We start from the raw sequence: 14,028 nt of genomic DNA, 5'->3' as shown, positions 1-14,028 counted from the left end.
GGTCCGCGGGCATGAGGCCTACGGCCCAGCTTTCCTCGCTTGCGCTTCCCGTCGTCGCGATGACCATCGTCGTCGCGGCGTCGAACGTGCTCGTGCAGCATCCGGTCGAGGCTTTCGGGCTCGGCGACAAGCTGACCTGGGGCGCGTTCTCCTATCCTCTTGCCTTCCTCGTCACCGACCTGACGAACCGCCGCTTCGGACCAGGATCTGCGCGCCGCGTGGTCTATATCGGCTTTGCGCTCGCCGTCGCGCTCTCGATCGGGCTCGCCACTCCACGCATCGCGTTCGCCTCGGGAACCGCCTTTCTCGTTGGTCAGTTGCTGGACGTCTCGGTGTTCGCCAAGCTCCGCCGGCAGAGCTGGTGGCGGGCTCCGCTGATCGCGAGTTTGCTCGGTTCGGCGATCGACACCATCGTGTTCTTCTCGCTGGCTTTCGCGGGCGACGCCGAGATGTCGTCGGCCGTGCCGTTCTTCGGCAGCGCGTGGATGGCCCCGCTCTGGACCAATCTCGCGGCGTTTGACTTCACGGTGAAAGCCTTTGCGGCGCTCGTCCTGCTTGCGCCCTACGGCGCGCTGATGAATATCGTGATGCCCTATGAGCGGGTCGGTCACGCGCGCTGACCGTTCACGCTTTCGCTTAAATTCACCGCAAATCGCATTTGCGCCTAAAGTCGGCGTCGAAACGCCTTGGCCTTCCGAGGCATTGTGGCGCGGTTCTGCATCCCTTTCGGACGTCGCCACGCGCCTGCGCGCGAAGTCTAGTGCGATAGAGCCGTTCTATCGTGCGACGATAGGACATAGTGTAATCTCTGCTGAATACGTCGACCGGGTTTTGCTGAAGGAAAAAGCAAGCAGATCGACATGATTATGCTATGAGAGGCGTGACGGCCTGTCGCATAGTCAAGGCAGAGCTTCAGTTGTTTGCTGCCGCCAAGAAGGCGCTACGGAGGAAATCATGGCGAGACGCCCCGGTAAGAATTTTCTGTTCGTCCCCGGTCCGACGAACGTGCCGGAGCGCGTGCTCCGCGCCATGATGGTCTCCCAGGAAGATCATCGCTCGCCGATTTTCCCCGAACTGACCAAGCCGCTTTTCGAAGGCCTGAAGAAGGTCTTCAAGACCAAGGAAGGCCAGACCTTCATCTTCCCGTCCTCCGGCACCGGCGGCTGGGAAGCCGCTCTCGCCAACACGCTCGCCCCCGGCGACAAGGTGCTGACGGCCCGCTTCGGCCAGTTCTCGCACCTCTGGACCGACATGGCGCAGCGCCTCGGCCTGGACGTCCAGATCCAGGAAGAGGAGTGGGGCACCGGCGCCCATGAGGAGAAGATCGAGGAGGCTCTCGTCGCCGACAAGGCGCATGAGATCAAGGCCGTCATGGTGGTCCACAACGAGACCGCGACCGGCGTGACCTCCAACATCGGCGCGATCCGCAAGGCGATCGACGCCGCCGGTCATCCCGCGCTGCTGTTCGTCGACTCCGTCTCGGGCCTCGGCTCGATCGACTTCCGCTTCGACGAGTGGAAGGTCGACCTCGCGGTCTCCGGCTCGCAGAAGGGCCTGATGCTGCCGGCCGGTCTCGGCTTCGTCTGCGTCAGCCAGAAGGCGCTTGGCGTCCGTAAGAATGCCGGCCTGAACAAGGTCTATTTCGACTTCCAGGACCACATCAACACCAACCCCGGCGGCTACTTCCCCTACACGCCGGCCACGAACCTGCTGCATGGCTTGCGCGAGTCGCTGGCGTGCATCGAGGAGGAGGGTCTGGAGCAGATCTTCCACCGCCACCACGTGCTCGCCGAGGCGACACGCAAGGCCGTCGACGCCTGGGGCCTCAAGCTCTGCGCGAAGTCGCCCCGCTGGCACTCCGACACGGTCTCCGCGATCCTCGCGCCGGAAGGCATCGACGCGGCGAAGATCATCCGCCACGCCTATGACCGCTACAATCTCGCGCTCGGCGCCGGCCTCTCGAAGGTCGCCGGCAGGGTGTTCCGCATCGGCCATATCGGCGATCTGAACGAGCTGATGCTGCTCGGCGCGATCGCGGGCGCCGAGATGTCGATGCTCGACAACGGCGTGAAGATCAAGGCGGGCTCCGGCGTCGGCGCCGCGCAGGACTATCTGCGCGACAACCCGATCGAGAAGCAGGCCGAGACCCCCAAGGCGGCCTGACCACGCGACGTCGCTTGAGAGGGCCGGACGGGAAAATCCCGCCCGGCCCTCTTCGCGCGCTGGAAGCCGTCAATCGCTCAAAGCCGGCGGACTCGACTCCGCCAGGCGCTCGCAATGGGGAAACGTCCGTGACGCACAAGATCGTCTTTCTCGACCGGGAGAGCGTGGACGCCAAGGTCCGCGCGCCGAACTTCCCGCACGATTACACGGAATACGACTCGACCTGGGAGCCGGCGGAGATCGTCGAGCGCCTCAAGGACGCCGACATCGCGCTGATCAACAAGGTGCCGATGCGCGCCGAGACGTTGAAGCAGCTGCCGAACCTGAAGCTGATCGCGGTCGCGGCCACCGGCACCGACATCGTCGACAAAGCGCAGGCCAAGGCCCAGGGGATCACGATCTCCAACATCCGCGGCTACGCCTTCAACACCGTGCCCGAGCACGTCATCGGCCTCATGTTCGCGCTGCGCCGCTCGATCGTGCCCTACGCCAATTCCGTGAAGCGCGGCGATTGGAGCAAGTCCCGGCAGTTCTGCTACTTCGACTACCCGATCTATGACATTGCCGGTTCGACGCTTGGCATCATCGGCTACGGCGCGCTCGGCAAGTCGATCGGCAAACGGGCGGAAGCGTTGGGCATGAAGGTGCTGCCCTACGACGTCTTCCCGCAGGACGGCCTGGTCGACTTCGAAACGGTGCTGACCCAATCCGACGTCATCACCATCCATGTGCCGCTCACGCCCGACACCAAGAACATGTTCGGGCCTGAGCAGTTCAAGAAGATGAAGAACCACGCGCTGCTCATCAACACCGCGCGCGGCGGCCTTGTCGACGAGGCGGCGCTGCTTGAGGCGCTGAAATCGGGCGAGATCGGCGGCGCCGGCTTCGACGTCGTGGCGCAGGAGCCTCCGAAGGACGGCAACATCCTGTGCGACGCGGACCTGCCGAACCTGATCGTCACCCCGCACGTGGCGTGGGCGTCGAAAGAGGCGATGCAGTTCCTCGCCGACCAGCTGATCGACAACGTGGAAGCCTTCGTGGCGGGCAAGCCCGTCAACGTGGTGGAGTGAGCGCGAACTGAGCCTGCATCGGGCGTTCTGCGTGCTTCGAGACGCCTTGGCCTGAGAGGCCAAGGCTCCTCAGCATGAGGAGCGCAGAGATGGCGGGCTCAAACCTCCTCATGCTGAGGAGCTTCGGGGCGAAGCCCCGACGCGTCTCGAAGCACGCGGGCCGTCGCTCCAGGCCAAACAAAACAGCCCGAACGCGGGCGACAGGGAAGACCGATGACCAAGAAGCTGCTTTTCCAGTTCGACACCGACCCGACCCCGAGCGTCTTCGACGTCGTCGTGGGCTATGACGGCGGCGCGGATCACATCACGGGCTACGGCAACGTCACGCCCGAGAATGTCGGCGCCTATGTCGACGGGACGATCTACACGCGCGGCGGCTCGGAGAAGAAGTCGACGGCGATCTTCGTCGGCGGCGGCGACATGGCGGCCGGCGAAGCGGTCTACGACGCCGTGCAGAAGCGCTTCTTCGGCCCCTTCCGCGTCTCGACCATGCTGGATTCGAACGGCTCGAACACCACGGCCGCAGCCGGCGTCGCGCTCGCGGTCAAGGCGCTCGGCGGCGACGTGAAGGGCAAGAAGGCCGTGATCCTCGCCGGCACCGGCCCGGTCGGCATGCGTTCCGCCGCCATGCTCGGCAAGGAAGGCGCGATCGTCGCCATCACCGGCCGCGATCTGGGTAAGACCCAGAAGGCCGCCGACGCGATCGAGAAGCGTTTCGGCGTCAAGGTCGAGGCGATCGAGGCCAAGGACGAGGCCGCCCGCAAGGCTGCCGTCGCCGGCGCGAACCTCGTATTCTCCGCCGGCGCGATCGGCTTCGAGCTGCTCTCGGAGGAGAACTGGAGCTCGGAGGCCTCGATCGAGATCGTGGTCGACTACAATGCCCAGCCTCCGCTGGGGATCGGCGGCATCGACGCCATGGACAAGGCCAAGGAGCGCCACGGCAAGCTCGCGCTCGGCGCGCTCGGCCTCGGCGGCCTCAAGCTCAAGCTGCACCGCACGCTGATCGGCAAGCTGTTCGAGGCGGCCGATCAGTCGTTCGACGCCGACGAGATCTACGCGCTCGCCAAGGAAATGGCGTAATGGCGGCAAACCAGCCCCTCGGCGAATTCCTCGACGATCTCGCGAGCGAGCGTTCGACGCCCGGCGGCGGCGGCGCGGCCGCGATCTCCGGCGCCATGGGCGCGGCGCTCGTCTCGATGGTCTGCAACCTCACGATCGGCAAGCCGAAATACGTTGAGGTCGAGGCCGAGCTGAAGGAGGTCTTGGCGAAGTCCGAGACGCTCCGCGGCGAGCTCACCGCGGCGATCGCCGACGACGTGAAGGCGTTCGACGCCGTCATGGGCGCCTATGGCCTGCCGAAGGGCGAGACCGACGAGGCCAAGGCCGCCCGCACCGCCAAGATCCAGGCGGCGCTGAAGGAGGCGACCGACGTGCCGCTCGACTGCGCCAAGCTCTGCGCCGAGGTGGTGAAGCTCTCGAGCGTCGCGGCGGACAAGGGCAACGTCAACGTCGTGTCGGACGCCGGCGTCGCCGTGCAGTCGGCCTATGCCGGCCTGATGAGCGCTGCGCTCAACGTCCGCGTCAACGCCGCTTCGATCAAGGACCGCGACTTCGCCGACGGCCGCCTCGCGACGCTGGAGTCTCTTTTGTCGGAAGCCGGCGCCGAGACGACGCGGGTCTATGATGTGGTGAAGGCCAAGCTCGGCTGAGCTGCGGCCTGCCTTCAGACGTCATCCCGGCCGAGGCGTCAGCCGAGAGCCGGGCTCGTGCGCAAGACAGCGCGCCTTACCTTGACGATCCCGGATCGGCCTACGGCCGTCCGGGATGACGGCGCGCCCTAGTGGGCGTCATGACCTCTCCCGTGCCTACCAAGCCCGCCACGAAAGTTGGGCATGACTGCTTGCGCCTTCTTTGAAAGAATAGCTTTCATCCATAAATCCAAAAATAAGAAAAGCTGAAGGTCGCGGAGGCGGGATGGACGTTCACGAGTATCAGGCGAAAGAACTGCTCGCGGGCTTCGGCGTCGCCGTTCCGAAAGGTTCGATCGCGTTCAGCGCCGATCAGGCGGTCTATGCCGCGAGCGAGCTCGGCGGCTCGCAATGGGCTGTGAAGGCGCAGATCCACGCCGGCGCGCGCGGCAAGGCCGGCGGGGTGAGGCTTTGCGGAACCTGCGCGGAGGTGCGCGAGGCCGCGCAGGACCTGCTCGGCAAGCGCCTCGTGACGACGCAGACCGGCCCCGAGGGCAAGCCCGTCCAGCGCGTCTATGTGGAGGCCGCCGAGCCCTTCCAGCGCGAGCTCTATCTCGGCTACGTCCTCGACCGGAAGGCCGAGCGCGTGCGCGTCATCGCCTCCGCCAATGGCGGCATGGAGGTCGAGGAGATCGCCAAGTCCGACCCGGACTCGCTGATCCAGGTCGTCGTTGAGCCCGCCGTCGGACTGCAGCAGTTCGAGGCGCGCGAGATCGCCTTCAAACTTGGCCTCAGCCCCCGGCAGGCTTCGGCGGCCGTGAAGACAATCATGAACGCCTACCGCGCGTTCCGCGATTCAGACGGCGTCATGCTCGAGATCAACCCGCTCGTCGTGACCAACGACGACCGCGTGCTGGCGCTCGACGCCAAGATGTCGTTCGACGACAACGCGCTGTTTCGCCGGCATACCGTCGCCGACATGCACGATCCCTCCCAGTCCGATCCGCGCGAGGCGCAAGCCGCCGAGCACAACCTCAACTATATCGGGCTCGAGGGCGAGATCGGCTGCATCGTCAACGGCGCTGGTCTCGCCATGGCGACCATGGACATGATCAAGCATGCCGGCGGGGAGCCGGCGAACTTCCTCGACGTCGGCGGCGGCGCGTCGCCGGACCGCGTGGCGACGGCGTTTCGCCTCGTGCTGTCGGACCCGAACGTCAAGGCGATCCTCGTCAACATCTTCGCTGGCATCAACCGCTGCGACTGGGTTGCGCAAGGGGTCGTCCAGGCGGCCAGGGAAGTGAAGATCGAGGCGCCGCTGATCGTGCGGCTCGCCGGCACGAACGTGGAGGCCGGCAAGAAGATCCTTGAGGAGAGCGGGCTCGACCTGATCGCCGCTGACACGCTAGCGGAGGCCGCCGAAAAGGCGGTGCGCGCCTGCGAAGCCTACAAGTCGGCCGCGTGAGGGAGGATCGGCAATGAGCATCCTCATCGACGAGAAGACCCCGATCATCGTCCAGGGCATTACGGGCGACAAAGGCGCGTTCCACGCTCGCGAGATGATCGAGTACGGCTCGAACGTCGTGGGCGGCGTCACCCCGGGCAAAGGCGGGCGGAGCCATCTCGGCCTCCCCGTCTTCGACACGGTAAAGGACGCCGTGCGCGAAACCGGCGCTGCGGCCTCCATCGCCTTCGTCGCTCCGCCTTTCGCCGCGGACGCGATCATGGAGGCCGCCGACGCCGGGCTAAAGCTCGTCTGCTCGATCACCGACGGCATCCCCGCGCAGGACATGATGCGCGTGAAGCGCTACCTCTACCGCTATCCCAAGGAGAAGCGGACGATGGTGGTCGGCCCGAACTGCGCCGGGATCATCTCGCCGGGCAAGGCGATGCTCGGCATCATGCCCGGACACATTTACCTCCAGGGCAAGGTCGGCGTCATCTCGCGCTCCGGCACGCTCGGCTACGAGGCGGCGAGCCAGATGAAGGCGCTCGGGATCGGGGTCTCGACTTCAGTCGGCATCGGCGGCGACCCGATCAACGGCTCGTCTTTCATCGACCACCTCGCTCTGTTCGAAGAGGATCCGGAGACCGAGGCCGTGCTGATGATCGGCGAGATCGGCGGCCCGCAGGAGGCCGAGGCCTCCGCCTGGATCAAGGAGAACTTCTCAAAACCCGTCGTGGGGTTCGTGGCGGGGCTGACCGCGCCGAAGGGCCGTCGCATGGGCCATGCCGGCGCGATCATCTCGGCCGTCGGCGACAGCGCGGCGGAGAAGGCGGAGATCATGCGGTCCTATGGCTTGACCGTCGCGCCTGACCCGGGCTCCTTCGGCGCGACCGTCGCCGAGGTGCTGTCGTGCGGAAGGAAAGCCGCCTGAGCGCGACAGTCCCCGTAACGCATCGATACTGTCCACTAGCCCGGCCCGATTCTTGCCGGGCCTCGTCGTCCGTCCTTCCGCATTTGGGCGCGGGCGGCGCCCGAAAAGCTGGTGACCTCCGATGACCCCCGTACCGCACGCGGTTCCGAGCGAGAACGACACGATCTTCGCAGCCCCCGTCATCACCGGCACCTCCGGCGACGAGGCGACCGACATCCTGTTCCAGTCACTGATCGACGTCTGCCGGCGCCACCAGCCGGAGCTCGAGAGGGTGCTGCGCGGCGAGGCCAACATCTCGGAGCTGACGCCCGAGCTGATGGCGCGCGCGCTGCAGGTGCAGGGCATCTGGTTCCAGCTGCTGTCGATCGCGGAAGAGAACACCGCGATGCGCCGCCGCCGCCACACCGAGAGCACGCGCGGCCGCGCCGAGGTGAAAGGCACGTTCGCGAACGTGCTGGCGCAGGCGGTCGAGGCCGGCATCCCCGCCCACGAGCTGCACGCGCTGCTGAAGGAGCTGCGCATCCGCCCGACGCTGACGGCGCATCCGACCGAAGCCAAGCGCGTCACGATGCTGGAGAAGCTCCGCCGCATCTACCTCGTGCTGCGCGAGCTCGAGCTGCCGCGCTGGACCGAGCGCGAGCGCAACGCCCTGGTCGCCGATCTCCGCGACCAGATCGAGCTGATCTGGATGACGGGCGAGCTGCAGCTCGAGAAGACCACCGTCGTGCGCGAGGTGTCCTGGGGCCTGCACTTTTTCGACGAGTCGCTTTTCGAGACCCTGCCGGAGGTCCTGTATTCACTGGAGGAGACGCTCGCCGAATACTATCCGGACGAGCGCTTCGAGGTTCCGGCCTTCTTCCAGTTCGGCTCATGGATCGGCGGCGACCGCGACGGCAACCCCTTCGTCACCTCGGCAGTCACCCGCACCACGCTGAAGCGCAACGCACGCGCCTCGATGCGCCGCTACCGGACGCGGCTGATGGACCTCGGCCGCAGGCTCTCGATCACCGAGCGCGCGCTGCCGACCTCCGAGGGCTTCAAGGCCGAACTCGCGGAGCGGCTGGCCGCGAGCGGCGACGGCGACGCGATTGCCGGGCGCAACCCGGGCGAGCCCTACCGCCAGTTCCTGACCTGCGTGCTCGGCAAGCTCGACGCCACGATCGAGCGCAACAAGGAGGAGCCGGTCGTCCTGCCCGGCCCCTTCTACACCAACGCCGACGACCTGATCGACGACCTCAAGGCGCTGGAGCGCGGGCTCGACGGGGCCGGCTGCCGCTCGCTCGCGGTCAACATGGTGCGGCCGGTGCGCCGGATGGTGGAGATCTTCCGCTTTTCGACCGTCAGGCTCGACCTGCGCGAAAATTCGACGCGCACCACCAACACGCTGCGTGAAATGTGGGCGCTTTCGAACGACGCCAAGCCGGACGACGCGCCCGACGTCGCGAGCCGCGCGTGGCGGGACTGGCTCTCCTCCGAACTCGCGACGCCCCGCACGCCGACCCTCCCGCCGCGCAATCTCAAGGAGCTTTCCGAGGACGCGCAGGAGACGATCGCGACCTTCGCCCTGGTCGCCGAAATGCGCGCCCAGATCGACCGCGAGGCGTTCGGCGCCTTCATCCTGTCGATGACGCGCTCGGTGAACGACATCCTCGGCGCCTATCTGCTCGCGAAGGAGGCCGGCTGCTTCCTCGACGGCGCCGGCGTCGAGATCTGCCAGCTGCCGATCGTGCCTCTGTTCGAGACCATCGAGGACCTTCGCGAAGGCCCCGCCATCATGCGCGAGCTGCTGGCGATCCCGGTCGTGCGCCGCTCCACCCGCTGGCAGGGCGAGGTGCAGGAGGTAATGATCGGCTATTCGGACAGCAACAAGGACGGCGGCTATTTCGCCTCCAACTGGGAGCTCTACAAGGCCCAGGCCAAGCTCACCGAAGTCGGCCGGCAGGCCGGCGTGCCGATCGCCTTCTTCCACGGCCGCGGCGGTTCGGTCTCGCGCGGCGGCGCCCCAACGGCCCGCGCCATCGCCGCCCAGCCGCCGGGCTCGATCCGCGGCCGCTATCGCGTCACCGACCAGGGCGAAATCGTCTCGTTCAAATATTCCAACCGCGGCACCGCCGCCTACCAGATGGAGCTCACCGCCTCCTCGGTGTTCGAGCACGCGCTGATGTCGGAGCGGGAGACCCCTCGGTCGAGCCGCAACGAGTTCGACGACGCGCTCGAGGCGCTCTCCGGCGCATCGCGGGCGACCTACGGCCAGCTGATCTCCAACGAGCACCTCGTCACCTACTTCCAGCACGCGAGCCCGCTCGAGGAGCTCTCGTTGCTGAACATCGGCTCGCGGCCGGCGCGGCGCTTTGGGGCGCGCTCGCTGTCGGACCTCCGCGCCATCCCGTGGGTGTTCGCCTGGGCGCAGAACCGGCACATCATCACCGGCTGGTACGGCATCGGCTCGGCGCTGAAGAACTTCATCGAAGTCCGCGGCGAGGTCGGCGAGGCGCTTCTGCGGCGCATGTTCGAGGAATCCAAGGTGCTGCGGCTGGTGCTCGACGAGGTCGAGAAGACCCTGCGCATGGTCGATCTGTCGATCGCGCGCGAATACGCCACCCTCTGCCCCGATCAGACAGCCGTCGACACGATTTTCCCGATGATCGAGGCGGAATACGCGCTGACCTGCGAGATGGCCTTGCGGGCCAGCCGCGGCAAGGAGATCGCCGAGCGCTATCCCGCCTTCCGCGAACGCCTCGCCCAGCGCCTGCCGGTCATCAACCAGGTGAGCCGCGAGCAGGTCGAGCTTCTCCGCCGCTTCCGCGCCGAGACCGATGAGGCGCGCCGCGAGGACGACATCAAGCCGCCGCTGCTGCTCTCCATCAACTGCATCGCCAACGGGTTCGGGGCGACGGGGTGAGGCGCGCAGACATCGATTGCTGAGACGTACTGCGTGCTTAGAGACGCCAGCTGAAAGCGGGCTCCTCGGCATGAGGAAATCTCGCCAACTCAACGCTCCTCATGCTGAGGAGCGCCGAAGGCGGGTCTCGAAGCGCGCACGCCGCATCCGTCGCCTGCGGCGCAGGCGCGCATCAGACTAAGTGACAGACATATTTCACCGGCCCTAGTCCTGACGGCGAATAGTCAAGTGAACGCGATCCGTCGATTAAGTCCGTACGCCGCCGTCAGCAGGTTTTTCGACTGAGGAGAACGACATGAGCTTCACCCTGATCCAGCAGGCGACCCCCCGCCTGCATCGCTCCGAGTTGGCCGTGCCGGGCTCAAACCCGACCTTCATGGAGAAGTCGGCGCAGTCGAAGGCCGACGTCATCTTCCTCGACCTCGAAGACGCGGTCGCGCCCGATGACAAGGAGCAGGCGCGCAAGAACATCGTCCAGGCCCTGAACGAGATCGACTGGGGCACGAAGACGATGATGATCCGCATCAACGGCCTCGACACGCATTACATGTACCGCGACGTCGTCGACATCGTGGAGCAGTGCCCGCGCCTCGACATGATCCTGATCCCGAAGGTCGGCGTGCCGCAGGACGTCTACGCGATCGACGTGCTGGTCACCCAAATCGAACAGGCCAAGAAGCGCGAGAAGAAGCTCGGCTTCGAGGTGCTGATCGAGACCGCGCTTGGCATGGCGAATGTCGAGGCGATCGCGACCTCGTCGAAGCGCCTCGAGGCGATGTCCTTCGGCGTCGCGGATTACGCGGCTTCGATGCGCGCGCGCTCGACCGTGATCGGCGGCGTGAACCCGGACTATGCGGTGCTCACCGACAAGGACGACAGCGGCGCCCGCGAGACGCACTGGCAGGATCCGTGGCTCTACGCCCAGGCCCGCATGATCGTCGCCTGCCGCGCCTACGGCCTGCGGCCGATCGACGGCCCGTTCGGCGACTTCTCCGACCCCGATGGCTACGTCTCGGCCGCCCGCCGTTGCGCCGTGCTCGGCTATGAGGGCAAGTGGGCGATTCATCCGAGCCAGATCGAGCTCGCCAACGAGGTGTTCACGCCCTCGGAGGCGGAAGTCACCAAGGCTCGCCGCATTCTGGAAGCCATGGAAGAGGCGGCGAAGGCTGGCCGCGGCGCCGTCGCGCTCGACGGACGCCTGATCGACATCGCGTCCATCCGCATGGCGGAAGCGCTGATTGAGAAGGCCGACGCGATGAAACAGGCGGCCTGACTGTAAGGCCGCCTCAGACGCCGCGCGCCCATCTTTCGATAGGACGGGCGCGCGGTTCTAATTGCGTAATGCTCAGAGTGACGAGGGCGCGCCTAGGCGCCTTTGCGGACCGACTTGAGCTTGGCCACCAGGGCGCTCATGACCTCGGATCCCGACCCTTGGCCCGAACGCTCATCCTGCTCGAGCGATGAGACGAGCTCGGACAGGTAGGCGTCTCGGTCGACGCCAGGCCTCGCCAGAACAGCCTCCACCCCGGACATGAACCCGTCGATATGGGCATCGAGGTTGGATCCTCCGTCCTCCTCATAGGCCGCCTGGACGTTCCTCGCGGCCTCGACCGCTTCCTTCGGTTCAGTCGTCAGCATGCTGCTCCTCCCGTTCCGGCGGACCGGACCGGCCCGCCTTCATTGCCCCGAACGTCTGGAACTGAGGCGGAGCGGCGAAAGGGGAAGATCGCCATTTAAGCCGACGGCCATCTTCGGCTGACGTCTACGCTGTTCCCGCATGTCGCTGCGCGATGGAGCGGCGGCGGCCGTAGCCGAAGTAGACGACGAAGCCGATCACCATCCAGATCACCAGCCGCAGCCAGGTGTCGAGCGGCAGGCCGGCCATCAGCGTCAGGCAGAACAGGATGCCGAGGATCGGGACCACCGGCACGCCCGGCACGCGGAACGGGCGGCGGATGTTGCCGTCGCTGCGGCGGAGGTAGATCACCGCGCCGCAGACCAGGATGAACGCGAACAGCGTGCCGATCGAGACCATCTCGCCGAGGATCGAGATCGGCAGCACGCCCGCGATCAGCGCCACGATCGAGCCGATCATGATCTGGCTGACATAGGGGGTCCCGTAGGTCGGATGCACCTTCGAGAACATCGGCGGGATCAGCCCGTCCTTCGACATCGTGAAGAAGATCCGGGTCTGCCCGTAGAGCAGCACCAGCATGACCGTGGTGAGCCCCGCAAGCGCGCCGAACTTGATGACGGTCGAGAACCAGCCGAGGCCGATCGCGTCGACGCCCTTGGCGATGGGGTCCGGCACGTTGAGGTCGGCGTAGGGCACGATGCCGGTCAGCACGCCGGCGACGAGGATGTAGAGCAGCGTGCAGATCGCAAGCGAGCCGAGGATGCCGATCGGCATGTCGCGCTGCGGCTTCACCGCCTCCTGCGCCGTCGTGGAGACCGCGTCGAACCCGATATAGGCGTAGAACACCACAGCCGCGCCGCGCAGGACGCCGCTCCATCCGAACTCGCCAAAGGCGCCCTTGTTCTCGGGGATGAACGGCTTCCAGTGCGAGGTGTCGACATAGGCCGCGCCGATCACGATGAAGGCGAGGACGACGGCGAGCTTCACCGCCACCATGATCGTGTTCAGCCGCGCCGATTCATGCGTGCCGCGGGCGAGCAGGAAAGTGAGCAGCAGCACGATGATGGCCGCCGGCACGTTGAAGATGCCAGTCGCCATCGTCCCGTCAGCGAGCTTGACCGCTGTTCCCGTGGCGTTGGCGAATTGCGGAGGAATGTAGATCCCGACGTCGGCGAGCAGGCTGACCATGTAGCCCGACCAGCCGACCGAGACCGTCGCGGCGCCCATCGCGTATTCGAGGATCAGGTCCCAGCCAATGATCCAGGCGAACAATTCGCCCAGCGTCGCATACGTGTAGGTGTAGGCCGAACCCGAGACCGGGATCAGCGAGGCGAGCTCCGCGTAGCACAGTCCCACGAAGGCGCAGGCCACCCCGCCGAGAATGAAGGACAGGACGATGCCCGGGCCGGCGTAGTTCGCCGCGGCCGTCCCTGTCAGCACGAAGATGCCGGCGCCGATGATCGCGCCGATGCCCATCGCCATAATCGACAGCCAATTTAGCGACTTCGTCAGTTTGTGCTCGCCGTCATCCTCCGCGACGATCTCGTCGATACTCTTGCGAAGCATCAGATCGGTCATAGGTCCCGCTCCACCCGCGACCCCGCACGTTCACGGGCTCGTCATTTGACGTTCTTGCGCTGGAGAAGTTTTGGGCAAGAGCGAGGAGCGCCGCTTCTTTGGGCGAGTGGAGCGCAGAAACCGACCGGGAGGCCGCCATGCCCCACGATCCGCACCGCCTCGAACGTTTCATGGAGGCGCAGCGCCCCGTATTCGAAGCCGCGCTTGGGGAGCTGAAAGCAGGCCGAAAACGCAGCCACTGGATGTGGTTCGTCTTCCCTCAGCTCCGCGGGCTGGGCTCGTCCGGGATGGCCGACTTCTACGGGATCGCCTCGCTCGCTGAGGCGCGCGCCTATCTCGCGCACCCCGTCCTGGGCCGCCGCCTGCGCGCAGCGACCGAAGCCGTGCTGGCGATCGAAGGGGCCGACCTCCGAACGGTCTTCGGCTCGCCGGACGACATGAAGTTCCGCTCGTCGATGACGCTGTTCGAAGGCGCAGCGGACGGAGATGAAACGTTCGGCCAGGCGCTCGAGCGACTCTGCGGCGGCGTCCGCGACGACCGGACGCTCGCCTTACTCGAACAGAGTTGAGGCGCAGGCTTCCTTTCGGCGGTCGAGATGGGCCATAGCTTGCC

General features: G+C 66.3%; 12 protein-coding genes. 10 read left to right on the top strand and 2 right to left on the bottom strand.

The genetic code is table 11. The features are described from left to right. The first annotated feature begins 11 nt into the window (after window positions 1-11). The 9 genes from EYR15_RS09185 (at window position 12) to EYR15_RS09145 (ending at window position 11,474) form a co-directional block, all read left to right on the top strand. Window positions 12-620 carry a queuosine precursor transporter gene (locus EYR15_RS09185; RefSeq protein ID WP_131003215.1) on the top strand — a complete coding sequence of 203 codons (609 nt, stop codon included), beginning with the start codon at window positions 12-14 and terminating at the stop codon, window positions 618-620. 334 nt (window positions 621-954) lie between these two features. Then, complete coding sequence (locus EYR15_RS09180) at window positions 955-2,163, top strand: aminotransferase class V-fold PLP-dependent enzyme (protein ID WP_131003214.1); 1,209 nt, start codon at window positions 955-957, stop codon at window positions 2,161-2,163. A gap of 128 nt (window positions 2,164-2,291) precedes the next feature. Next, a complete protein-coding gene (locus tag EYR15_RS09175; RefSeq protein WP_131003213.1) occupies window positions 2,292-3,233 on the top strand; it encodes a D-2-hydroxyacid dehydrogenase in 942 nt (313 codons plus the stop codon). A 213-nt stretch (window positions 3,234-3,446) separates the two neighbouring features. Further along, window positions 3,447-4,313, top strand: coding sequence for an NADP-dependent methylenetetrahydromethanopterin/methylenetetrahydrofolate dehydrogenase (locus EYR15_RS09170; RefSeq protein WP_131003212.1), 867 nt, complete (start codon window positions 3,447-3,449; stop codon window positions 4,311-4,313). Then, window positions 4,313-4,942, top strand: a complete 630-nt coding sequence (gene fchA / locus EYR15_RS09165; RefSeq protein ID WP_131003211.1) for a methenyltetrahydrofolate cyclohydrolase — start codon at window positions 4,313-4,315, stop codon at window positions 4,940-4,942. Before EYR15_RS09170 ends, fchA begins: the two co-directional genes overlap by 1 nt. Window positions 4,943-5,207: 265 nt before the next feature. Further along, window positions 5,208-6,386 carry a malate--CoA ligase subunit beta gene (locus EYR15_RS09160; protein ID WP_131003210.1) on the top strand — a complete coding sequence of 393 codons (1,179 nt, stop codon included), beginning with the start codon at window positions 5,208-5,210 and terminating at the stop codon, window positions 6,384-6,386. Window positions 6,387-6,399: 13 nt separating this feature from the next. Then, window positions 6,400-7,299: a succinate--CoA ligase subunit alpha gene (sucD, locus tag EYR15_RS09155; protein WP_131003209.1), complete on the top strand. Its 900-nt coding sequence runs from the start codon at window positions 6,400-6,402 to the stop codon at window positions 7,297-7,299. A 121-nt stretch (window positions 7,300-7,420) separates the two neighbouring features. Next, entirely contained in the window at window positions 7,421-10,201 is a 2,781-nt protein-coding gene (locus EYR15_RS09150; RefSeq protein WP_131003208.1) for a phosphoenolpyruvate carboxylase, read from the top strand. Window positions 10,202-10,496: 295 nt separating this feature from the next. Beyond that, window positions 10,497-11,474, top strand: a complete 978-nt coding sequence (locus tag EYR15_RS09145) for an HpcH/HpaI aldolase/citrate lyase family protein (protein WP_131003207.1) — start codon at window positions 10,497-10,499, stop codon at window positions 11,472-11,474. 92 nt (window positions 11,475-11,566) lie between these two features. Here the strand turns inward: EYR15_RS09145 and EYR15_RS09140 are convergent, their stop codons facing one another. Both EYR15_RS09140 and EYR15_RS09135 read right to left on the bottom strand, forming a co-directional pair. Continuing rightward, entirely contained in the window at window positions 11,567-11,839 is a 273-nt protein-coding gene (locus tag EYR15_RS09140; RefSeq protein ID WP_131003205.1) for a hypothetical protein, read from the bottom strand. A gap of 124 nt (window positions 11,840-11,963) precedes the next feature. After that, window positions 11,964-13,415 carry an amino acid permease gene (locus EYR15_RS09135; RefSeq protein WP_131003203.1) on the bottom strand — a complete coding sequence of 484 codons (1,452 nt, stop codon included), beginning with the start codon at window positions 13,413-13,415 and terminating at the stop codon, window positions 11,964-11,966. Between the two features lie 137 nt (window positions 13,416-13,552). On the opposite strand from EYR15_RS09135, the gene EYR15_RS09130 reads away from it, so the two are divergent. Continuing rightward, complete coding sequence (locus EYR15_RS09130; RefSeq protein ID WP_131003202.1) at window positions 13,553-13,984, top strand: DUF1810 domain-containing protein; 432 nt, start codon at window positions 13,553-13,555, stop codon at window positions 13,982-13,984. The last annotated feature ends 44 nt before the right edge of the window (window positions 13,985-14,028 follow it).

It is taken from the genome of Hansschlegelia quercus (assembly GCF_004310425.1).
Taxonomy (GTDB): domain Bacteria; phylum Pseudomonadota; class Alphaproteobacteria; order Rhizobiales; family Methylopilaceae; genus Methylopila; species Methylopila quercus.
This window is presented reverse-complemented; position numbering and strand designations above follow the sequence as displayed.